Source organism: Flavobacterium sp. CAU 1735, from assembly GCF_039888695.1.
Classification (GTDB): Bacteria; Bacteroidota; Bacteroidia; order Flavobacteriales; family Flavobacteriaceae; genus Flavobacterium.
On sequence record NZ_JBDQQQ010000008.1, the window covers coordinates 97,747 to 120,875 of the forward strand.

The following is a 23,129-nucleotide window of genomic DNA, read 5'->3' on the forward strand; positions in this document are numbered from 1 at the left end:
AAGGCTTTTTACAACAAACCAACTTATTTTCTGTTATCAGTAAATAAGTTGGTTTAATTTTTGTAGTAAATTCGTAAGATAAATATTTCGAGTTATGTTAAAGAAAATCCTAAAAGGTTTCGGTATCTTTTTACTGTTATCGATAATTACGCTGGCGGCGGTTCCGTTTATGTTTAAAGACAAAATCAAGGAGTTGGTTGCCAAAGCCATTAATGAAAATGTAGATGCCAAAGTCGCTTTTGAAGATGTGGATCTCAGTTTGTTTAAAAGCTTTCCCAATGCGAACATTACAATCGATAAGATTAGTGTGATCAATAAAGCGCCGTTCGAAGGGGATACGCTTTTTTATTCCGGCGAGGTAAACCTGAAAATGTCTATTAAGGAGTTGTTTAAAAAAGACGGCGAAGCGATGAAAATCGACGGTTTCTACTCGAAAGACGGCGTCGTGAACATCATCTTTAATAAAGACGGCCTTGGGAATTTTGACATTGCGTTAAAAGATCAGAAAGAAAACGAACCGTCCGAAAGTAAGCCGTTTGCGCTTAATCTGAAAAAATACGAGATCGAAAACCTGCGTTTTACGTATAGTGACGAGAAGTCCAAAATCAAAATGGTGGTGGATAGCCTGAATCACGAAGGAACAGGGAATTTTGCCGCTCAGAAATTGGATCTGATAACAAAATCATCGGCCAAATTGTCTTTGGATATGGACAAGGTGAAGTATATGAAAAACGTATCGCTTAACCTGGATGCGGTTTTAGGAATTGACTTAGAAAAACAAAAATATACTTTTAAGGAGAATAAAGCACTGATCAACCAGTTGCCGCTGGAGTTTGATGGTTTTATTCAAATGGTGGAAAAAGGTCAGGAATATGATCTTAAATTTAAAACGCCTACTTCTTCGTTTAAAAACTTCCTTGGGTTAGTGCCGGAAGCCTATGCCGGAAATCTGAATACGGTAAAAACAACGGGTGATTTTAAAGTGAACGGTACGGTTAAAGGAGCGCTTACCGATACGACGGTTCCTAAATTCAATATCGAAATTGCCTCCGATAATGCATCGTTCCAATATCCGGACTTACCGAAATCAGTACAGAATATCGTGATCGATACGCATATTGTAAACGAAACGGGATTGATGAATGATACCTATGTAAATCTGGATAAATTGTCGTTCCGTATTGATCAGGATGTGTTTAATGCGAAAGCCAATATCAAAAATATTACACAAAATGCGTTGGTAGATGCCGAATTAAAAGGAGTGATCAATCTGGCAAATGTAACCAAAGCCTATCCGGTAAAACTGGAAAAACCGCTATCTGGAATTTTAAAAGCCAATGTGGTAACGAAGTTTGATATGAAATCGGTGGAAACAAGCCAGTATCAGAACATACAAAATTCCGGAAACATCAGCCTGACCGGGTTTAATTATGCCGGTCCGGAATTGGCGAAACCGATCCAGATCAAACAGGCGACAGTAGCCTTTAATCCAAACCAGATCCGATTGAATCAATTGGATGCGGTAACCGGTAAATCGGATATTAAAGTAACCGGAACATTGGATAATTTCTACGGATTTGTCTTTAAAAAACAGGTCCTAAAAGGGAATTTCGATATGAGTTCGAATCAGTTGTTGGTGTCGGATTTTATGACGCCATCGGCACCGGAAGCTGCGCAAACGAAAACGGCTGCGCCTAAGGAAGCGGTGAAAATCCCGGCTTTCCTGGATTGTACTATTACAGCCAAAGCCAATACGGTGGTATATGATAATTTGACGTTAAAAGCGGTTTCTGGAAAAATGATCATTAAGGATGAAGCGGTAAAACTGGAAAACGTAAAAACATCGATGTTCGACGGTCAGATTGGGGTAGATGGTATGGTGTCGACCAAAGGAGCGGTGCCGAAGTTTGATATGAATCTGGGACTAAATGCCGTGGATATCGCGAAGTCGTTTACACAATTGGATATGTTGAAATCGATCGCGCCGATTGCCGGTGTGATCAATGGAAAACTGAATTCGACAATCAAGTTGTCCGGAAATCTGGATGCCAAAGAGATGACGCCGGATCTGAAAACGATTTCCGGGGATTTATTAGGGCAGTTATTGTCGACATCGATCAATGCAAAGAATTCGAATTTATTGAATGCTTTGGATGGAAACCTGAAGTTTATCGATTTGGATAAGTTAAATCTGAACAACCTGAAAGCGCACTTGTCGTTCGATAATGGAAAAGTAAACGTAAAACCATTCGATATCAAATATCAGGATATTAAAGTGACGGTTGGTGGACAACACGGGTTTGATCAATCAATGAATTACAATCTGAAATTCGATGTGCCGGCGAAATACCTGGGATCGGATGTGAATAAGTTGTTAGCGAAGTTATCGCCTTCGGATGCGAATAAATTACAGGATATACCGGTCAATGCAATTTTAACCGGAAGCTTTAAAAATCCTAAGGTTTCAACCGATTTAAACCAGGCAGTTACCAATATCTCAAATCAGTTAATTCAACAACAAAAAGATAAACTGATCAATCAGGGAACCGGAGCATTGGAAAATCTTTTAGGTGGTGGTAAAAAGAATACCGGAACCGGAACAACGGCCGATACAACTAAAACCAAGCCGAAAGATGATATTAAAAATACGGCAGCCAATGCCATAAAGGGGCTGTTCGGGAAAAAGAAAAAAGAAGAATAAAACAGAAGGCTATCCAAACGGATAGCCTTTTTTGTGTCTTTATTTTGCATCTAAACTTTACACCTGACAGGTTTTCGAAACCTGTCAGGTGTTATAACTAAATTTTACATTGTAATTTTAACAACATAGCCCTCAAAGGTTCGGATATTAAAAACGGTACCGTCTTCAAAAATCAGGTATTGCCCTTTAATTCCGGTTAGTCGTCCGTTAAAAACCGGCGTTTTATCCAAACTTAAGCTGTTGACTTTCTTCGGATATTGAAGAACCGGATAGTCCAGATGGTATAGTTTTTCCGGTGTTGGTGCGAAATACGGTTTTACTTCGTCCGGTAACAACGATTCTAACTTATTGCGTTCGGATACAATATCCACCGCAGGAACTTCGTTTTGCAACATTTTTCGCCAGTTGGTTTTGTCTGAAAAATGATCTTTTAGTGCGACCTCGGCGATTCCGGCCAGATAACGATTCGGAACTTCTACGATTGGAACGGCTTCAATGGCACCCTGATCGATCCAACGCGTCGGAACCTGGGTTTTTCGGGTAACGCCTACTTTGACTTCGCTGGACAAGGCCAGGTATACAATATGGGGCTGTAACTGGACTCTTTTTTCATATTCCAAATCCCGGTCTTCAATGTCAAGATGTGCGGTGCTGAGTTCCGGTTTCATAATCCAGTCACCGGCCGAAGCACTCGACATAAAGCAGTCATAACAAAATCCCTGTCTGAAAATCTTTTTTTTCTTGCCACAGTTCAGACATTGATAGCCTTGAAAAGCAATCTCCAACTCTTTATTTAGTAATTGGTTGACATTCAAAAAACTGTTTTCAAAAACAAGGTAATATTGTATCGGATTCCCGATTTCCGTTTGCATCTTGGTCAGTACGCCGTCGTATTGCATTTTATAAATTTCAGGTTTAAGTATTAGGATTTGCAGTGAAGCCGAGTGTTTCCTGCTGTTTTTTTCTTATTTTTGGTAATGATGTAAAAGTACAAACTTTGGTTTGAATAATGCCAAAACAAATCTTTTTAACCGGAATATACTAAAATATGGCCCTGACAATAATTAACTCGATTGCTTCCTGGATACTGAAAAAACGAATTCATCAAATGGAATTGTTTCTGAAATACCCCAATGAAGTCCAAGAAGAACTGCTGTTTAGCTTATTGCGTACGGCTGAGCCTACCATTATTGGTCAGAAATATGAATTTTCGTCCATCAGAAGCTATAAAACGTTTGCAGAGCGCGTTCCGGTATCGACCTATGAAGAACTGGAGCCGTTGATCGAAAGAACCCGAAAAGGGGAGCAAAATGTGTTTTGGAATACCCCTATCAAATGGTTTGCAAAGTCAAGTGGAACAACGAATGCAAAAAGTAAGTTTATCCCGGTGAGTAGCGAAGCTTTGGAAGATTGTCATTATAAGGCCAGTAAAGATTTGCTGTGTTTGTACCTGAATAATAATGAAAATTCGCAGTTGTTTACGGGAAAGAGTCTCCGCTTGGGAGGAAGTAAGCAATTGTATGAAGATAACAATACGTTTTTTGGCGATTTGTCGGCGATCCTGATTGATAATATGCCTTTCTGGGCCGAATTCAGCAGTACGCCAAGTAACAAGGTGTCGTTAATGAGTGAATGGGAATCCAAAATCCAGGCAATCATACAGGAAACGGTAATGGAAAATGTAACCAGTTTTGCCGGAGTGCCTTCCTGGATGTTGGTATTGTTAAACCGGGTTTTGGAAGAGACCGGAAAAAACAACCTGGTGGAATTATGGCCTAATGTTGAGGTGTATTTCCATGGTGGGGTGAGTTTTGAGCCGTATCGCGAGCAGTACAAACGATTATTGCCAAAAGAAGATTTCCGTTATTACGAAATTTATAATGCCTCTGAAGGGTTTTTTGCGATTCAGGATCTGAATAATTCCAATGATTTGTTGTTGATGCTGGACTACGGGATTTTCTACGAATTTATCCCGATGGATGCTTTTGGAACACCGGAACAGAAAGTGATCCGCTTGTCGGAAGTGGAGTTAAATAAAAACTATGCGGTGGTGATTACAACCAATTCCGGTTTGTGGCGTTATCTGATAGGGGATACGGTGCGTTTTACCTCATTAAATCCGTATCGTATTAAAGTAACCGGAAGAACAAAACACCATATCAATGTATTCGGGGAGGAGTTGATGGTTGAAAATACCGATAAGGCGATCGCTAAGGCTTGTCAGGAGACGAATTCCGAGGTGATCGATTATACGGTGGCACCAATCTTTATGAAAGGCCGCGAAAAAGGAGCGCACGAATGGATGATTGAATTCCGTAGAAAACCGGAGAATATTGAACTATTCCGTAAAAAACTGGACGAAGCCTTACAAACGGTGAACTCCGATTATGAGGCAAAACGATACAATAATATGACACTGAATCCGTTAGTGTTGAATGTAGCACGAACCAACCTGTTTTACGACTGGTTAAAGGAACAGGATAAACTGGGCGGACAACATAAAATTCCGCGACTGTCGAATAGTCGGGAGTATCTGGATCGACTGAAAGCGTTACAATATATCCAAATTGAATGATTATGAAAAAACTGATTGTTTTTATAGCGGCAGGAGTGCTTTTTGCTTCCTGTGGTCCCAAGCGCTTAGGGTGCGGTCCGCGAAGATGTGATGTCGATAGTAAAAAGGTAGAATTCAAATCGGATATAGTAACTCGAAAAGCTGCTAAAACGGCATAAAAAAACCTCGCAATTGCGAGGTTTTAAAATTCTTAGAAAGTTCTAATTATTTTTTTGCAGCGTCAGCAGCTGGAGCAGCAGCTTCAGTAGCTGGAGCAGCCTCAGTAGCTGGAGCAGCTTCAGTAGTAGCAGCAGCAGAGTCAACAGTAGTAGCAGCAGCTTCTACAGCCTCTTCAGCAGGAGCAGCAACTTCTTCAGTTACAGGCTCTTCAGTTTTAGTTTCTTTACAAGAAACGAAAGAAACACTCATCATAGCTACTAATGCTAAGCTTAAAACAACTTTTTTCATCTTACTAAATTATAAAGGTTAATTATTAATTCGGAGCAAAGATATAAAATTTTTGATACGTAATAATATTTACTAAAATATTTTTTGCTCCCGGATTATGTTTTTTTTTGAAAAAACAGTCAGCTCACTTACAAAATGCCCCTTTTTGCTGGGTTTTCTGTTGTAACTGACTGTTTTTTAATATTTTGCACGGTTGAAAAAAAGCGATTATTTTTTCTTGTTTTGAACGATTTTCATCTCGTCAACAAGGTGTTTTGCCCCCGCATATTTGTCAATAATGAACAAAACATAGCGAATATCGACCATAATGTTGCGGCAAATCGCCGGATCGTAGTGAATATCGCTCATCGTTCCTTCCCAAACACGGTCGAAATTTAACCCGATAAGGTTTCCTTCTGCATCCAAAGCCGGACTTCCGGAGTTACCACCCGTTGTATGATTTGTTCCGATAAAACATACCGGCATACGTCCTTTTTCAGCATACTGTCCGTAATCTTTATTATTATATAAGGAGATTAATTTGGCAGGTACGTCAAATTCATAATCACCCGGTACGTATTTTTCGATCACACCATCCAGATACGTCATTGGCTCGTAGATCACCGCATCGCTAGGACTATAGCCTTTTACTTTTCCGTAGGTAACACGTAAGGTACTGTTCGCATCCGGGAAAATACGGTTATTCGGGAATAGCTCCAGAATAGCTTTCATGTACGTACGTTGTAAAGCGATGTTTTTAAGATTCAACTCGTCGTATTTTGGCGCTACGTTTTTAAGGTAACTATCGGCCATCGATTTGACCAACTGGAATCCTTTATCGTTATTGATGCGTTCGATTACCGTTTTGGCATCACCATTCAATAATTCTTTTAAACCATTATAACTGGTTAGTTTGGACTGGCTGTAAACTTCTTGAGTCAGTTTTTTAGTGTCGGCATTTACCAAACTAGCCGGTAAAAATTGTTTTGGCGATTTGGTAGCATATAAGGCGATTAGCTGTTCGAAAACTTTTTCGTCAACATTTGCATTAAAATCTTTGTATAAATCTTCAAAACCGGCAATCAGGTTGTTTTTACGATCGTTAAAAGCTTGTTCGCCTTTAGCATTGTAAACCTGTTCCAATTGGAATAAACGGTATCCGAAACTCAATAATTCGGTATTTCGTAGAACCACTTCGGTATAATAATCACGGCTCAGGGCATACGGAGCGATTTCAGTATAGTTCTTTTTAAAATCAGCTAACAAATTGCCGTATTCGGCCTGTTTCCCGGATTTTGCTACTTTGTCCTGGAATTCCTGCTCAAATTTTTGTTTGATCGCCAGGGCGTTTGATTTCTTTAAACCTTTGGTCTCGCCAATCCATTTTTTCCAATAGTTCGCAATGCTGGCATATTTGGACGCATATTGGATTTTGATCGCGTTGTCTTTACGCATAAAACCGTCCTGAACTTTTAAAGCGGCATCACGCACTTCGATTTTTGCCGGATTCAGATCGTTTACAATTTGCGCTACAGCATACGACGGAAGGTATTCCTGAGTACGACCCGGGTAACCCATTACCATTGTGAAATCGTTTTCTTTAACGCCTTTTATAGAAACCGGGAAGAAATGTTTCGGTTTGTACGGTACGTTATCTTTGGAATATGCAGCCGGACGGTTGTTTTTGTCGGCATAGATTCGGAATAAAGAAAAATCCCCGGTATGGCGTGGCCAAACCCAGTTATCGGTATCCGATCCGAATTTTCCGATTGATGATGGCGGAGCACCAACCAAACGAACATCGGTATAGGTTTCTGTTAGGAACAGGATATACTGGTTTCCGTCATAAAAAGTACGGATTTTGTTCTCCTGCCAGGATTCCTTTGGTAAGGTACGGCTTAGGGTATTGATGTTTTCCTGGATTTTCTTTTGTTTGTCGGCTTCACTTGTCAGTGCGGCAACACCTTCCAGTACTTTATTGGTTACATCTTCAATTTTTACAATAAAAGTTACTTCCAGATCTTTGTTCGGTAGTTCGTCTTCTTGTTTCATTGCCCAGAATCCATTGGTCAAATAGTCATGATCAACAGTTGAGTGGGACTGAATTTCACCATATCCACAGTGGTGGTTGGTTAATAATAAACCTTTGGAAGAAATTACTTCTGAGGTACAGCCTCCATTAAAGTGCGGTACGGCATCTTTTAAACTGGATTTGTTGACATCATAAATATCGGCTGCCGATATTTTCATTCCTAAGGTTTTCATCTCTTTTTCGTTCATTCCTTTTAAAAGCGAAGGAATCCACATTCCGCCCTGTTGCGCGGAAACCGGTAAAACGAACAATAGGACAAGTAGTCTTAAAAGTTTCATTGGATTGTTTTTATTTGATTATTTTGGTTATACGACTTTGTATTTCATGATTTTACGGTTGTGATCGGTAAAATTCTGGGCAAGATACAATTTTTGAGCCTTTTCGTTATGGTTTTCGACTTCCAGGTAAAGAACTTTTAACTTTAATTTAAGAGCTTCCGACTGGATAAAATGGATGGCTTCCTTGCCGATTCCTTTGCCGCGGGCTTTTTCAGAAAGATATAATTCGTCTAAAAAGGCATAACGACCTTTGTATTCAAAACTAAAAATAAAAGTAAGAATCACATAGCCTACCAGAATATCATCCGAATAAATCAGCCAGGCTTTTCCATGATTTTCATTTTCAAGAAACGTTACAAAAAGCGATTCGGAAGTCGGGATATCGATAGGATAGTTGTCGATGGCATAGAAATCCTGCATCATCGCAATGATGTCGGGAATATGCTGATGGTCCAAAGGTTTAAACTGCGTATTCATTTTTAATATGGTTTACAATGCTTTTGGTAGCATTTTGATTCATTTGTACAAAGGTGCTGCAAATATGACCTTTTTCGAAACGGATATCCTCATTCTGAATCAGGTTGGAAAACGCTTCATCAAGTTCTTTTTGGTTTGAAATGGAAGTACAGCCTTCCATGTTGACCAAGGCTATGGCTTCGGCAAAATGGGAAAAATTAGGGCCAATTACAATCGGTACGCCAAAAGTGGCCGGTTCCAATATATTGTGAACGCCCGGTTTGCCAAAACCGCCGCCTACATAAGCAATGTCGGCATAACTGTATATTTTGGTCAGAATGCCAATGGTGTCGATAATAAAAACGTCGTAATCGCTTAAATCGGTAATCGAATCTTTCCCGGAAAATAAAACCGTTTTTCGGGAAATGCTTTTTTGGAGTTCCTGAATTTGTTCGGATTTAATGTTATGGGGCGCTATGATAAATTTAACCGGATCGGTGCAACGGTTGATATAATTCACAAACAAAGTTTCGTCTTTTGGCCACGAACTGCCAATGACGATAATGGTTGTGTCGGCTTTAAAGTTTTCGATAAAATCAAGGGTATTGTTGCGTTCCAAAATGGCCGAAACCCGGTCAAATCGGGTGTCACCGCTCACTTTTACATTGTGAAATCCGATGCTTTGTAAAAGCTGTTTTGATTTTTCATTCTGAACAAAAAAGTAACGGAAGCTTTTTAGTGCATTTCGGTAAAACGAACCGTACCATTTAAAGAACGATTGTTTTTCGCGGAAAATACCGGAAACCAGATACGTCGGGATTTGTTGTTGTTTTAAAACGTCCAGGTAATTGGGCCAGTATTCGTATTTGATAAAAAACACAAGGTCGGGATGCACGGCTTTGATAAAACGAGTGGCATTCGATCGGGTGTCCAACGGTAAATATACGGTTACATCGGCTACGGTATTGTTTTTTCGAACTTCATAACCCGATGGGGAAAAGAAAGTCAGTACAATTTTATGCGACGGATAATTGGTTTTGATTTGTTCCATTACCGGAAGTCCTTGTTCGTATTCGCCCAGTGATGCGGCATGAAACCAGATGGTTTTATCCGTAGGCTGTATTGCGGATTCCAATGTGGTGAAAACATTTTTCCGGCCTTCGGTAAACAACTTGATTTTAGGGCTTACCATAGCAATAAAACGGATCAGAAAACCAGCCATCCGAACCAGTAAATCGTATAAAAAAAACATAGGCGAAAATTTGTGTCGCTAAATTACGGTTCTTTACGTTAATTTGATTGGTGTAACGTCATTAAATGAGTATTTTTGCTTGTTTTAATTCCTTTTGGGAAAGGAATTTCGAATCGTTACAAAGCAATTTAGAAAGCACATGAAAAAAATACAAATGGTTGATCTTAAGGGTCAATACGAACAAATAAAAGAGCAGGTTAACCAGTCGATCCAGGAAGTACTGGATACAACGGCATTTATCAATGGTCCGCAAGTACATCAGTTTCAAAAGGCATTAGAAGATTATCTGGATGTAAAACACGTTATTCCGTGTGCGAATGGTACCGATGCACTTCAGATCGCAATGATGGGATTGGGATTACAACCCGGAGACGAGGTGATTACAGCCGATTTTACGTTTGCGGCAACGGTTGAGGTAATTGCTTTGTTGCAACTGACTCCGGTTTTGGTAGATGTTGATCCGGATACGTTTAATATTTCGGTGGAAGCAATTAAAAAAGCAATCACGCCAAAAACGAAAGCGATTGTTCCGGTACATATGTTCGGACAGGCGGCAAATATGGAAGCCATCATGGCGGTTGCAAACGAACACAATCTGTTTGTGATCGAAGATAATGCACAGGCAATCGGAGCCGATTATGAATATGCCGATGGTAGTAAAAAGAAAGTAGGTACGATTGGACATGTGGCGTCGACCTCATTTTTCCCATCTAAAAACTTAGGATGCTATGGTGATGGTGGTGCCATTTTTACGAACGACGATGAATTGGCTTATAAATTACGCGGAATTGTAAACCATGGAATGTATGTGCGTTACCATCATGATGTAGTGGGCGTGAACTCCCGTTTAGATAGTGTACAGGCGGCGGTTTTAAATGCGAAGTTGCCAAAGCTGGATACGTATAACGATGCGCGTCAGTTGGCGGCTCAAAAATATGATGCGGCTTTTGCAGGATACGCCAATATTGTAACTCCGGTTGTAAAAGGCGATAAAGGAAGTCATGTATTTCACCAGTATACCTTGCGAATTCTGAATGCCGATCGCAATGCATTGATGCAACACCTGATCGATAAAGGTATTCCGTGTGCGATTTATTACCCGATTCCGTTACACAGTCAGAAAGCATATGCCGATAGTCGTTATAATGAAGCCGATTTCCCAGTGACCAATCAATTGGTGAATGAAGTGATTTCATTACCAATGCATACCGAATTGGATGACGAACAGATTAAATTTATTACCGATAGTATTCTGGAATTTTTAAAATAAACCTTTTCGCGTATATTCGTGTTTATATTTAAAAATAAATGAAAGTAGTTGTTACCGGAGGTTTAGGTTTTATCGGATCCCATACTGTAGTAGAATTATACCGTCAGGGTTTTGAAGTGGTTATTATCGACAATCTGTCCAATTCGTCTATAGATGTTTTGACAGGTATTGAGAAAATAATTGGTACAAAACCGGTGTTTGAGCAAATTGATTTGCGTGATAAAACTGTTGTAACCGCTTTTTTTGAAAAACACAACGATATTACCGGTGTTATTCATTTTGCCGCTTCAAAAGCAGTGGGCGAAAGTGTGGAGAATCCGTTGCTGTATTACGAGAATAATATTGCATCGTTGGTTTATTTGTTACAGGAATTACAGAAGAAAAAAGAATCGTATTTTATTTTCAGTTCTTCGTGTACCGTATACGGACAGGCCGAAAATATGCCGATCACGGAATGTGCTTCGGTACAACCGGCGATGTCACCCTATGGGAATACCAAACGAATAGGAGAAGAAATCATTACCGATGTAGCAAAAGTTTCCGGTATCAATGCGATACTACTACGTTATTTTAATCCGATTGGAGCACACGAAACAGCCGAAATAGGAGAGCTTCCCGTTGGTGTACCACAAAATCTGGTGCCGTTTATTACGCAAACAGCTATTGGTATCCGTAAGGAATTGTCGGTGTATGGTGATGATTATCCAACAGCCGATGGTACTTGTATCCGTGATTATATTCATGTAGTCGATCTGGCCAAAGCACATGTTGTGGCTTTACGGCGATTAATTGATCATAAAAATGAAAGTAAGGTTGAGGTGTTTAATGTCGGAACCGGAAAAGGAAGTTCCGTATTGGAAGTGATCCGTACCTTCGAAAAGGTGAGTGGAAAACCGTTGCCCTATAAAATCGTTGGTCGACGTGAAGGGGATATTATTGAAGCCTATGCGAATACCGACAGAGCAAACCAGATATTGGGCTGGAAAGCGGAATTAACGCTGGAAGAAGCGTTGGACGCTGCCTGGAAATGGGAACAGAAAGTTCGAAGTATATAAAATAAAAAATCCCGACTTATAGTCGGGATTTTTTATTATCGTACCGGTTGATTTGAAATTAAATCAAGGTATAAGTTGATTTTGTCTTTTAACTCTTTACGAGGCGTGATAAAGTCAAGGAAACCGTGTTCTAAAACGAATTCGGATGTTTGGAATCCTTCCGGAAGGTCTTTTCCGGTGGTGTCTTTTACGACACGTGGTCCGGCAAAACCGATTAAGGCTCCTGGCTCGGCGATATTAATGTCACCTAACATCGCATAAGATGCTGTAGTTCCTCCGGTTGTCGGATCGGTACATAAGGAGATATATGGAATTTTTGCATCGGCCAATTGCGCCAGTTTTGCAGATGTTTTGGCTAACTGCATTAAGGAGTATGCCGCTTCCATCATACGGGCACCACCCGATTTGGAAATCATTACAAATGGTACTTTATGCTTGATGGAATAATCGATCGCACGGGCAATTTTTTCCCCTACAACAGCTCCCATTGATCCTCCGATAAACGCAAAATCCATTGAAGCAACAACCAGGTCTTTTCCTTTTGATTTTCCTACCGCTGTACGAACCGCATCTTTTAATTTGGTCTTGTCAATAGCGTCTTTTAAACGATCGCTGTACTTTTTAGTATCCACAAACTTAAGCGGATCCTTAGAAGTCATGTTGGCATCCAGTTCTTTAAATTCGTTGTTGTCGAATAAAATTTCAAAATATTCTTTACTGCCAATACGAACGTGGTATCCGTCTTCCGGGCTTACCCAAAGATTTTTTGCCAATTCTTCAGCATCAATGATTTTTCCTGTCGGTGATTTGTACCAAAGTCCTTTCGGCACATCTTTTTTATCTTCAGTTGCGGTTTGAATCCCTTTTGCTGTTCTTTTAAACCAAGCCATAGTTTTAAATTTGAATTAATCTGAATGTTACTACATTATAATGTATTAACGTTATTCAGGTCTTTAAACGCCTGTTCCAGACGTGTGTTAAACGTAATTTCTCCTTCGCGAACCCATTTTCTAGGATCGTAGTGTTTTTTATTTGGAACATCGGCTCCTTCCGGATTTCCGATTTGTGTTCTTAAATAGTCAATTTTTGATACCATATAGTCACGAACCCCTTCGGTAAAAGCAAACTGAAGGTCGGTGTCAATGTTCATTTTGATAACGCCATATGAAATCGCTTCTCTGATCTCTTCTAATGTCGAACCGGATCCGCCGTGGAATACAAAATCAACCGGGTTGTGTCCGGTGCTGAATTTATTCTGAACGTATTCCTGAGAGTTTCTAAGGATTTTTGGTGTTAGTTTTACGTTGCCCGGTTTGTAAACACCGTGAACGTTTCCGAAAGCAGCGGCAACTGTAAAACGAGGGCTGATTTTCATCAATTCCTCATAAGCATAAGCTACTTCTTCCGGTTGTGTATATAATTTGGAACTGTCTACATCCGAATTGTCTACACCATCTTCTTCACCACCTGTGATTCCCAATTCGATTTCCAGTGTCATTCCCATTTTGCTCATACGCTCCAGATATTTTTTGGAAATTTCCAGATTCTCTTCAATCGGCTCTTCGGAAAGATCGATCATGTGTGAGCTGAATAATGGTTTTCCGGTTTGCTTAAAGTGTTCTTCACTGGCATCCAGTAAACCGTCAATCCACGGTAATAAATTTTTAGCACAATGGTCGGTGTGTAAAATCACGGTAGCACCATAGGCTTCTGCTAGCGTATGGATGTGTTTTGCTCCGGCAATGGCACCCAAAATAGCCGATTTCTGACCGTCATTGGAAAGTCCTTTTCCGGCATTAAACGAAGCACCTCCGTTAGAAAACTGGATAATAACAGGAGCATTTAATTTGGCAGCTGTTTCCAGAACACCGTTGATAGTGCTTGATCCCGTAACGTTTACTGCGGGTAAGGCAAAGCCTTTTTCTTTTGCATATCGAAAGATTTCCTGTACTTGATCGCCGGTTGCTACACCTGGTTTTATTGTATGAGCCATTGTGTTGTTGTTTTAATTTATTTTGACAAAAATAATAATTTCTAAAATTAGAAAGGATAATTAATTCCAATATTTAAGACGGCGCGATTTGGTACGATATCGCGGAACCATCTTTCCTTCATTTCTTTGGCCGGGTTGTAGGTTTTAAAACCAACATCCAAACGGATTACAAAGAAGTTTAAATCATAGCGGAAACCAATTCCGGTACCTAATGCAATATCCTGTAACGATTTGAAGCCTTCGAAAACGCTTTCTTCATCGGTTACGTTATCAAAAACGTTCCAGATGTTTCCGGCATCGGCAAAAAAGGCACCGTTTAGTTTATTAAAAATATTAAAACGGTATTCGGCACTCAGTGCAATTTTAAAGTTGGCCTCGTTAAAGTCGTTTAAACCACCACTTCGCCCCGGACCTAAACTATACGACTGCCATGCCCGGTTGTCGTTCGATCCACCGCCAAAGTAACTTCGTGAAAACGGAATCGAATTGGAATTCCCGTACGGAATCGCCAGTCCGGTAAAAGCGCGTGCCGCAATAACCTGCTTGCCGCCTAAATCCCAGTTTTTAATAAAGTCGATTTCTCCTTTGATATATTGGGAATATTCGACGTTAAAAAATTTTTTACGACCGTAAATATCCGCTTCCTGATTTTCGATTTTAGAAATCAGACTCAGAACGTTTCCGGCCGATTCCAGTTTGGTTTTAAAGGTGTAAAAATCGTTGTCGTTAATGTTGGTACGACTGGATTTGGTATAGGTGATGTTGGTCGCAAGGATAAGGTTGTTCTCGGTTAGACGCAATCTTCGTTCTTCAATACTCCGAATGGCGTAATAATCGTTGTCGTTTGGTGTAAGACTCGTTTGTCCGCCTAATACTTCGTTGATAAAACCGGTGGTTCCCTGCGGAATGGATAGATTACCTTCTTCGTCCAAATTGGTTGGATCGGTATTGTAAACCTGTGCCAGACCATTCAAACGGTCGTATGACGAGTGGTACACGCTAAAATAATTACCCGGGTTTACGTTGCGAACGTATTGTAAATTGACCAGATCGAAACGGATATTGGTGTTTCGTTTCGGGTTCCAGTTATAGTTGAGAATCCCGGTAAAACTTTCTTTGTCCAAACCGATGTTTTGCTGACGCGAAAGGCCAAGGCTCATCTGTGTGGTCGGCAGGGTGTTTTTCGGGATAATCTTATCGGTATTTAGTGGGAAAAAGATTCGTGGAAACGAAAGTTTGACATCGGCTCCGTATTCCGAAATATTAAAAAATACGTTATTCGGATTGGCAAGATCCTGAGACGAACCGATATTTCCACGCAAAGCGATTTCGAGAATCTCGGCACCTCTAAAAATGTTACGAATTGAAAGTGCCGCACTTCCCAGAATACCAAAATCCTGAATGTTGGAATGCATAAAATCGGCCGTAGCATTAAAATTGAATTTTTTACGCGGCGATAAGATGATGTTGGCAATCAGTGACGTTCCGGTTGTATCGTTTTTGTCTTCTTCATATTCGATATTCGGATAGTTAAACACACGCAGGTTGCTTAAAGAACGCGAGGTTAACTGTCTTCTAAAGTCACTGAATTTACTGCCTTTGGTGATAAATATCGCATCGGTTATCGCTTTCGGACGGTAATTCAGTTTATCGGAACTGTAAATGTTGAAGTTGTTATAGCTGGTACTGTCAGCTACTTTTTGTTTGTTTTTGTTATTGGTATTTCCAGTGAAAATATTGACCTCGCTAATGGTATACAGTTTAAAAGGAACCTTTATCAGGGAATCTCCTTTTTTAACGGTTCGGTCGTCGATCAGAATATCGACATGGGCTTTGTGATTGGTTGCTACCGTATCAACATCATATTCGATATTGGTTTCCTGGAAATAATACGCTCCGTTGTTGCGGAAATGGGTAGCAATTCGTTTTCTTTCATCACTAAAATATTGCGAATTGTATTGTTTGCCTTTTACGATCAACGATTGGTTTTTGGTGCGTTCAAATAACGAATCCAAAGCTGCTGTTTTGATCGAAGTAGTAATACTGTCTACGATATAGGGCGCGCCCAGTTTGACCTCGTAGTTCACCTTGCCGCGTTTGTTGGGTAGGGTGTCGATTTTATACGTGATTTTATTGTTGAAATAACCGGCGTTGAAATAGTAAGACAACATTCGGTTTCTGGATTTCTGTACTTTGGTAGAATCGATGATCACAGGAGCTTCCCCCGTTTTTTTTAGGAACGTACTGGCACCCGATACAAAAAAGGATTGCCCCAATCGCTGTACTTGTTTTTCAGATAATAGGTCGGTTAGGAATTTATGGCGTTTGGGTTTCTTTTCCAGCCATAACTGATAATCGGCTTCCGGACTTTTCCGGGCCAGATTATACATCTGTAATCGCAAGCGGTAACCTAGAATGGAACTATTCGGTTTTTGATAAAGCTGATTTAAAATAGTCTCGCTTTTTTCTTTCTTACCGTCAACCATTACCGTGTTCTCGATTAAAAGATGCTGTCCTTCGGGTACTCTTTTAACAAGAGAACAAGAATATAAAATTGCACCTAATAAGAGAAATAGTGCTATTTTTGATAAATTTTTTTTCAAATCGATTACAATAGTAAGTCAAAAATACATTTTTTTATGGTTAGTAAAAACCAAATCAAACTAATAACGAGTTTACAGCAAAAAAAATATAGAAAACAACATGAATTATTTTTTGCTGAAGGTATAAAGGTAATTCAAGAATTACTGAATTCCAATTTTGAGCTCTACCATTTGTATTCGGTTGATGCTATTTTTGATACGCTTCCGCAAAATAAAGTAACGCTTATCTCGGAGGCGGAGCTAAAAAAAATCAGTGCGTTAACGACACCAAATACCTGTTTGGCGTTGTTTCGTATTCCGGAGGAAAAGCCAATTGCCGAAACCGGATTGATTCTGGCTTTGGACGATATCCGCGATCCGGGGAATCTCGGAACGATTTTGCGTTTGAGCGACTGGTTTGGGATTTCACATGTGGTATGTTCGAACGAAACCGTTGATATTTACAATCCAAAGGTGGTACAGGCAACAATGGGTTCGATTACACGGGTGAATGTAGTATATACCGATCTGGAAGCGTTTCTGGAAAAAACGGAATTACCGGTTTTCGGAACGTTTATGGATGGCGCCAATATTTATGAGCAAAAACTTCCGGAAAACGGAATCATTGTTATGGGGAATGAAGCCAATGGTATTTCGGCATCGATTGAAAAGCGTACTACAGAACGGATTGCAATTCCGCGTTTTGGGAGTTTACAAGTTACCGAAAGCTTAAATGTGGCCACGGCTACCGCTATAATCCTTAGCGAATTTAAAAGAGGTCTTTTTAGTGGAAAGTAAAGTTGATAAAAATCCCACGGGTTTTCATCGATTCCACATTTCCGGTCCACGGACTGTTCGGATTGTTATCGCGGATTAGCTCGTCGTTAATTCCGAATACACCACGGATGGATGGTGAAAACTTAAAGTATTCCAGATAGAAATCAACACCCAATCCCAATTCATAATTGGTGGACCAACGGGTCATACGAAAACGGTAGGCGTAGTTATCGTCTGTTGCGTCATGGTTACTGCCCAGATTCAAGGACTTGGAGAATCCGCCAACTACATACGGTCGTACGTTTCCAAAGCGCTGTGAGGAGAATTTAAGCAATAACGGGAAATGAATATAGGTCGATTTTACTTCACGTAATTGTTCTACCGGTCGGGTTAGACTCGGATCGTGGAAAGTAAGATCCCGTTGCGTATAATACAATCCGGGTTCGAAACGAAGATCGAGGTGTTCCATTATCCTTAAGTTTCCAACCAGACCTACGTTAAATCCGGTGGTTCCTTTTACTTCAATGTCGACGCCGGGTTTGATATAGTCAAACTTAAAATCGTAGCTGCTGAATCCTAAAAAATAGCCCCAGTGTACGCGTTGCTTGTCAAAGTTTTCCAGGTTAATAACCGGATTTTTACTAAACATCGACTGTGAAAAGCTGTTTAGTGACAGAAGTAATAAGGAAATAAGGATGAATTTTCTCATGTTATTTTTTTGACGCTGAATATATCGTTGCCGCTCCGAATGTCTGAGGAGCATGTTTCACATCTATAAACCCAACTTTTCGCAAAATATTGTTTAACGCTTCGCCATGTGGAAAAACGGAAGCCGATTCGGATAGGTAAGAATAGGCTACTTTGTCTTTGGAAAACAGTTTGCCGATTAACGGTAAAATGTTTTTGGTGTAAAAGTGATAGCCCTGTTTAAAAGGGAAACGGGTAGGTACCGAAGTCTCCAAAATCACAAAAACACCGCCCGGTTTTAATACCCTTAAAATCTCGGATAATCCTTTTTCCAATGTTTCAAAATTTCGTACACCAAATGCTACGGTGATCGCATCAAAATAATTGTCGCCGTAAGGAATGTTTTCAGAATCACCTAAAACCATTTCGATTTTGTCGGTAAGGTTGAGGTGTTCAATTTTTTGTTTCCCAACTTCAAGCATTCCGGACGAAATATCCAATCCGATAATTTTAGTCGCACTGGTTTTGGTCATCAAAATAGCTAAATCGCCGGTTCCGGTGGCAATATCCAAAACGGTTTGCGGCTTTTTGTCGGAAACAATTTTTAAAACCTTATTGCGCCATTTAATATCGATACCAAAAGAAATAACACGATTTAAATTGTCGTACTTCCCGGAAATCGTATCAAACATTTGGGTTACTTGTTCTTTTTTTCCGAGTTCGGAATCTTTATAAGGCGTGATATTTTTTGACATTCTATGAGAAATTTGGAGCAAAGATAATAGAAAAGTGCCGTATTTGAAAAGAATAGCCTTGTTATTGGCAATATTTGGTTAGACAGGGTTCACTAAATTTAGTGAGGTGAAAAATACAAAGATTTGGCGATTGTCTGGTGTTGTTATTATTGGGAAATTTACAGTGTATAAAAGTAATGAACTATGCTATCAAAATTATTTTTTTCGGAATTGAAATGGATGCTATTGGTACTGGTCGTCACATTGATTCTGGTGGAGAGTATCAACAGTGGGTTTAACTTTAACCCCGCTGAATATGGGGTACCGCAAACGTTCTTTGGGTTAAATTTGTTTTTGGAAATTTTAGTTTTTTTTGTCTTTAGTACTTTTGTGGTATTTGGTATTAAAGGCTTTTTTGAGATGTATTCTCAACGGTTTGCTAATGTTATCATTTTTATCTCCGGATTATTGCTAACGGTGGCAATCTTTATTTTATGTTATCAGGTACTTTCACTCGAATAAAACCGAATAACTTTTGATACAGCTAGTTTATTTATAAAACATCCCGATGGTAACATCAGGATGTTTTTTTATGCGGTTTACCTATGAAAATAAAAATTGCGAGCTTATCGAATAATCTCGCAATTTCACGCATTTTGTAATCGCTCTAAAAGTGTAGGCGATTTTTTTTGGTTATAGCAATGGTGCTATTTTATTTTTGTAAAGGTCTGAAAACTAAAATCAAAAGCGTGTTTTTCGTCTTTTGGATGGAATTCTTCCGAAACCAGTTGCCATTCGCTTGGATGGATTTCCGGGAAATAAGCATCGGCTTCCGGATTGGTGAAAACACGGGTTAGTTCGATAGTATCGGAAAGGGATAGCGATTGTCTGTAAATTTCGCCGCCACCGATAATAAAAATAGTTTCGTTTTGCGGACAAGCTTTGATCGCGTCTTCCAGGGAATTAACGCGGATACAACCTTCGGGAACCGGATAATCCTGTTGCCGGGTAATGATCACATGTGTCCGGTTGGGAAGTAGCTTCGGTAGACTTTCGAAAGTCTTGCGTCCCATAATGATATAATGTCCGGTTGTTAATGCCCGGAAACGTTTAAAATCATCCGGTAAATGCCAGATCATCTGGTTGTCTTTACCCAATGCATTGTTTTCTGCCGCAGCAGCGATAATCGTAATCATGTTGTTTATTGTGGCGTGTTGTTCTTTTTGTCGATGTCTTTCTGAAGTTGTTCTATTTTGCGCTCCTGTTGTAACATGAGTTTGTCAATCTGAGCCCGTTCCCATTTTTTATTCATAAAACTATCGGTAATAAACACACGGATAAAATGCAGTACAAAAATAAAAAACCATATGGTGATCACCCATAAGTACCAGTCCATTTCCGGTTTAACATTCAATAGCTTATTGGCTATAATACAGAATATGCTTCCCAGGAAAAACAGGACAAAATGAAAATAGAGACGCTTTTTTTGTTTTAAGCGTTGTCTGGCATATTCATACAGCTCGTGTTGGTTTATTTCCATATAGAATTGTTTTATGGAAATAAAGATAAGTAATTTCTTTTAAAAATTAAATAGAAACAGCTCCTTTAATGGCCGGATGCGGATCGTAATCGGTTAAAGTAAAGTCTTCAAAGGTAAAATCGAAAATATTTTTAATGGCCGGATTCAGAATCATTTTTGGTAAGGCATGCGGCTCGCGCGTCAATTGTAATTGAACTTGTTCGATATGGTTGTTGTAGATGTGTACGTCTCCGAAAGTGTGAATAAAATCACCCGGTGCTAAATCACATACCTGTGCAATCATCATTGTGAACAAGGCATAGGAAGCAATATTAAACGGTACGCCTAAGAATACGTCGGCACTACGCTGGTATAACTGACAGGATAATTTACCGTCGGATACGTAAAACTGGAAAAAAGCATGACAAGGTGGTAAAGCCGCTTTGTGGTTGGCTACATTTTCGGCAAACGATTTGGAAGTATCGGGTAGGACACTCGGATTCCAGGCCGAAATCAACATACGTCGGCTATTCGGATTGTTTTTAAGCGTATCGATTAGCTCGGTTATTTGATCAATTTCTTCGTCATTCCAGTTACGCCACTGATGGCCGTAAATCGGACCTAAATCGCCATTTTCATCGGCCCATTCGTCCCAGATTTTAACGCCGTTTTCTTTTAGATAAGCAATATTGGTTTCGCCTTTTAAAAACCAAAGCAATTCGTGAATAATAGATTTTAAGTGTACTTTTTTGGTGGTTACCAACGGGAAACCTTCGCTTAGATCAAAACGCATCTGATAACCAAAAACACTTTTGGTTCCGGTTCCGGTTCGGTCGCCTTTCTGACTTCCGTTGTCTAAAACGTGTTGTACTAAATCTAAATATTGTCTCATGATGGGTAGGCTATTGCTTGGGATTAGGATTCTTTTTTGGAAATTTCGTCGCGTATTTTGGCGGCCTTTTCATAATCTTCATTCTGAACGGCAGTTTCCAGTAAATCGTATAATTCGGCCAGACTGTATTGGGAGTAGGTTTCTCCGGAAACAGTTTCGTCGTCGGTTAATCCGAATGTCTCTGGACTGCTCAACGGATCGTCGCCTTCTTCTTTTTTACTGTTTTCATCAATCGGGCTGACTTTTAAATAAATACCGGCTTTGTCGAGTATGTTTTTATAGGTGAAAATAGGAGCGTTAAAACGAAGTGCTAGAGCAATTGCATCGGAAGTACGGGCATCGATAATTTCTTCAATGCGGTCTCTTTCGCAGATAATACTCGAAAAGAATACACCGTCTACCAGCTTGTGGATGATCACCTGTTTTACGACAATGTCAAAACGGTCGGCAAAATTTTTGAATAAATCATGGGTTAACGGGCGAGGTGGTTTGATTTCTTTTTCTAAAGCGATGGCGATCGACTGGGCTTCAAAAGCACCGATGACGATCGGTAATTTTCGCTCGCCGTCTACCTCGTTCAAAATTAAAGCGTATGCGCCGTTTTGCGTCTGACTGTATGAAATTCCTTTTATCGTTAATTTTACTAAGCTCATCTGGAGGTTGCTACATTATTCTTTTTGAACGGCAGTACTTTGGCTTTGCCGTCTTTTTACGAAGCTACGGATTTTAAAAGGTCTCCGGGTGTCGTAAAAAGGTTTGCAAAGTAAACCTAAAATTTTCGCTTTTAAAAATAAAAAAAAACGGGCTTACTAACAAAGATACTAAATCTTTAGATTAGAAAGCCCGTTTGGTATGGTTGTTTGAAAATTAAGAATTGTGTGCTTTAAATTCTTTTAATTTCTCCACTAATTTTGGTACAACATCGAATGCGTCACCAACTACTCCGTAATCGGCAACTTTAAAGAATGGTGCGTCTGCATCCGGGTTGATTACTACTTTTACTTTTGATGAGTTGATTCCGGCAATGTGCTGGATCGCTCCCGAGATACCAATCGCGATATACAGGTTGGCTGCTACCGGTTTTCCGGTTTGTCCTACGTGTTCGCTATGAGGTCTCCATCCTAAATCGGATACCGGTTTCGAACAAGCCGTTGCCGCTCCTAAAACTGTAGCAAGATCTTCGATCATTCCCCAGTTTTCAGGTCCTTTTAATCCACGTCCTGCAGAAACTACAATCTCCGCATCGGCAATGGTTACTTTTCCGGTTACTTTTTCTACGTTTTCAACTTTGATTGAGAAATCCGCATCGTTTAATGATGGTGCGAAATCTTCTTCAGTCGCAGAGGAAGCCGATTCTACCAAACCGAATGAGTTTTTCGCTAATCCGATTACTTTTACATCGGTAGCCACTTCTGTAATGTTGAAAGCTTTGTTTGAAAAGGCATTTCTTTTTACAGTGAAAGGAGAAGTGCTTTCCGGTAATGCTACTACGTTGGAAGCGTATCCGGCATTTAAACCTACCGCTACCAATGGCGCTAAATACAAACTGTCGGTAGTCGATGATAAAACAACTACTTTCGTTCCTTCTTTTTGTGCAGCTTGTTTGATCACATCAGCATAAGCCTTTGCGTTAAACGCAGCCAATTTATCGTTGTTTACTTTTAATACTTTGTCTACTCCGTATTTGGAAAGAGCGCTAACATCGCTTGTGTTTACCGTTACAGCGGTAACAGTCGTTCCCATTTTCTCAGCAACTTTCTTAGCATAAGAAGCCAACTCGAAAGCTACTTTTTTAAATTTTCCTTCTGCTGATTCAGCATATATTAAAATTGACATGATT

Annotated in this window: 22 protein-coding genes; 7 read left to right on the plus strand and 15 right to left on the minus strand. The window is 39.9% G+C overall.

Features of this window, described 5'->3' with window-relative positions; genetic code table 11:
• Positions 1-94 precede the first annotated feature (94 nt).
• Entirely contained in the window at positions 95-2,701 is a 2,607-nt protein-coding gene (locus tag AAFN64_RS15720; protein WP_347761199.1) for an AsmA-like C-terminal region-containing protein, read from the plus strand.
• Between the two features lie 104 nt (positions 2,702-2,805).
• Here AAFN64_RS15720 and AAFN64_RS15725 read toward each other — a convergent pair whose 3' ends face one another.
• Positions 2,806-3,600: a DUF2797 domain-containing protein gene (locus tag AAFN64_RS15725; RefSeq protein WP_347761201.1), complete on the minus strand. Its 795-nt coding sequence runs from the start codon at positions 3,598-3,600 to the stop codon at positions 2,806-2,808.
• Between the two features lie 149 nt (positions 3,601-3,749).
• Between AAFN64_RS15725 and AAFN64_RS15730 the strand changes: the two genes are divergently transcribed.
• Positions 3,750-5,276 carry a GH3 auxin-responsive promoter family protein gene (locus AAFN64_RS15730; RefSeq protein WP_347761203.1) on the plus strand — a complete coding sequence of 509 codons (1,527 nt, stop codon included), beginning with the start codon at positions 3,750-3,752 and terminating at the stop codon, positions 5,274-5,276.
• Positions 5,277-5,278: 2 nt separating this feature from the next.
• The gene (locus AAFN64_RS15735) at positions 5,279-5,434 is read left to right on the plus strand and encodes a hypothetical protein (protein WP_347761204.1); all 156 of its coding nucleotides are present in this window, start codon (positions 5,279-5,281) and stop codon (positions 5,432-5,434) included.
• A 46-nt stretch (positions 5,435-5,480) separates the two neighbouring features.
• Here AAFN64_RS15735 and AAFN64_RS15740 read toward each other — a convergent pair whose 3' ends face one another.
• The 4 genes from AAFN64_RS15740 to AAFN64_RS15755 all read right to left on the minus strand — a co-directional run bounded on the left by AAFN64_RS15740 (position 5,481) and on the right by AAFN64_RS15755 (position 9,780).
• Complete coding sequence (locus AAFN64_RS15740; protein ID WP_300484782.1) at positions 5,481-5,723, minus strand: hypothetical protein; 243 nt, start codon at positions 5,721-5,723, stop codon at positions 5,481-5,483.
• Between the two features lie 207 nt (positions 5,724-5,930).
• A complete protein-coding gene (locus tag AAFN64_RS15745) occupies positions 5,931-8,072 on the minus strand; it encodes a S46 family peptidase (RefSeq protein WP_347761206.1) in 2,142 nt (713 codons plus the stop codon).
• A 27-nt stretch (positions 8,073-8,099) separates the two neighbouring features.
• Positions 8,100-8,549: a GNAT family N-acetyltransferase gene (locus tag AAFN64_RS15750; RefSeq protein WP_347761207.1), complete on the minus strand. Its 450-nt coding sequence runs from the start codon at positions 8,547-8,549 to the stop codon at positions 8,100-8,102.
• Positions 8,533-9,780: a glycosyltransferase N-terminal domain-containing protein gene (locus AAFN64_RS15755; RefSeq protein ID WP_347761208.1), complete on the minus strand. Its 1,248-nt coding sequence runs from the start codon at positions 9,778-9,780 to the stop codon at positions 8,533-8,535. Before AAFN64_RS15755 ends, AAFN64_RS15750 begins: the two co-directional genes overlap by 17 nt.
• 139 nt (positions 9,781-9,919) lie before the next feature.
• Between AAFN64_RS15755 and AAFN64_RS15760 the strand changes: the two genes are divergently transcribed.
• Together AAFN64_RS15760 and galE are read left to right on the plus strand one after the other, a co-directional pair.
• On the plus strand, positions 9,920-11,050 hold the full coding sequence (locus AAFN64_RS15760) for a DegT/DnrJ/EryC1/StrS family aminotransferase (protein WP_347761210.1): 1,131 nt from the start codon (positions 9,920-9,922) through the stop codon (positions 11,048-11,050).
• Positions 11,051-11,088: 38 nt separating this feature from the next.
• Complete coding sequence (gene galE, locus AAFN64_RS15765; protein ID WP_347761211.1) at positions 11,089-12,105, plus strand: UDP-glucose 4-epimerase GalE; 1,017 nt, start codon at positions 11,089-11,091, stop codon at positions 12,103-12,105.
• Between the two features lie 35 nt (positions 12,106-12,140).
• Here galE and accD read toward each other — a convergent pair whose 3' ends face one another.
• The 3 genes from accD to AAFN64_RS15780 are packed head-to-tail and all read right to left on the minus strand — an operon-like array spanning position 12,141 to position 16,701.
• The gene (gene accD, locus AAFN64_RS15770) at positions 12,141-12,995 is read right to left on the minus strand and encodes an acetyl-CoA carboxylase, carboxyltransferase subunit beta (RefSeq protein WP_300484793.1); all 855 of its coding nucleotides are present in this window, start codon (positions 12,993-12,995) and stop codon (positions 12,141-12,143) included.
• A gap of 35 nt (positions 12,996-13,030) precedes the next feature.
• On the minus strand, positions 13,031-14,098 hold the full coding sequence (gene fbaA / locus AAFN64_RS15775; RefSeq protein ID WP_300484795.1) for a class II fructose-bisphosphate aldolase: 1,068 nt from the start codon (positions 14,096-14,098) through the stop codon (positions 13,031-13,033).
• A gap of 47 nt (positions 14,099-14,145) precedes the next feature.
• A complete protein-coding gene (locus AAFN64_RS15780) occupies positions 14,146-16,701 on the minus strand; it encodes a BamA/TamA family outer membrane protein (RefSeq protein WP_347761214.1) in 2,556 nt (851 codons plus the stop codon).
• A 36-nt stretch (positions 16,702-16,737) separates the two neighbouring features.
• Here AAFN64_RS15780 and AAFN64_RS15785 point away from each other — a divergent pair, with 36 nt between their 5' ends.
• Positions 16,738-17,478: an RNA methyltransferase gene (locus AAFN64_RS15785; RefSeq protein ID WP_347761215.1), complete on the plus strand. Its 741-nt coding sequence runs from the start codon at positions 16,738-16,740 to the stop codon at positions 17,476-17,478.
• Here the strand turns inward: AAFN64_RS15785 and AAFN64_RS15790 are convergent.
• On the minus strand, positions 17,465-18,166 hold the full coding sequence (locus tag AAFN64_RS15790; protein WP_300484800.1) for a porin family protein: 702 nt from the start codon (positions 18,164-18,166) through the stop codon (positions 17,465-17,467). The genes AAFN64_RS15785 and AAFN64_RS15790 overlap by 14 nt on opposite strands.
• 1 nt (position 18,167) lies before the next feature.
• On the minus strand, positions 18,168-18,899 hold the full coding sequence (gene ubiE, locus AAFN64_RS15795; RefSeq protein ID WP_300484802.1) for a bifunctional demethylmenaquinone methyltransferase/2-methoxy-6-polyprenyl-1,4-benzoquinol methylase UbiE: 732 nt from the start codon (positions 18,897-18,899) through the stop codon (positions 18,168-18,170).
• A 183-nt stretch (positions 18,900-19,082) separates the two neighbouring features.
• On the opposite strand from ubiE, the gene AAFN64_RS15800 reads away from it, so the two are divergent.
• Positions 19,083-19,400 (plus strand): hypothetical protein, encoded by a 318-nt coding sequence (locus tag AAFN64_RS15800; RefSeq protein ID WP_347761217.1) that lies wholly within the window; start codon positions 19,083-19,085, stop codon positions 19,398-19,400.
• 185 nt (positions 19,401-19,585) lie between these two features.
• Here AAFN64_RS15800 and AAFN64_RS15805 read toward each other — a convergent pair whose 3' ends face one another.
• From AAFN64_RS15805 to AAFN64_RS15825, 5 genes are all read right to left on the minus strand, one after another.
• Complete coding sequence (locus AAFN64_RS15805; protein WP_347761219.1) at positions 19,586-20,074, minus strand: dihydrofolate reductase; 489 nt, start codon at positions 20,072-20,074, stop codon at positions 19,586-19,588.
• 5 nt (positions 20,075-20,079) lie between these two features.
• Entirely contained in the window at positions 20,080-20,418 is a 339-nt protein-coding gene (locus AAFN64_RS15810; protein WP_300484806.1) for a 2TM domain-containing protein, read from the minus strand.
• Between the two features lie 46 nt (positions 20,419-20,464).
• Positions 20,465-21,289 (minus strand): thymidylate synthase, encoded by an 825-nt coding sequence (locus AAFN64_RS15815; RefSeq protein WP_347761220.1) that lies wholly within the window; start codon positions 21,287-21,289, stop codon positions 20,465-20,467.
• Between the two features lie 23 nt (positions 21,290-21,312).
• Positions 21,313-21,942, minus strand: coding sequence for a bifunctional nuclease family protein (locus AAFN64_RS15820; protein WP_300484810.1), 630 nt, complete (start codon positions 21,940-21,942; stop codon positions 21,313-21,315).
• Positions 21,943-22,156: 214 nt separating this feature from the next.
• Entirely contained in the window at positions 22,157-23,125 is a 969-nt protein-coding gene (locus tag AAFN64_RS15825; RefSeq protein WP_347761222.1) for an electron transfer flavoprotein subunit alpha/FixB family protein, read from the minus strand.
• Positions 23,126-23,129: the final 4 nt, after the last annotated feature.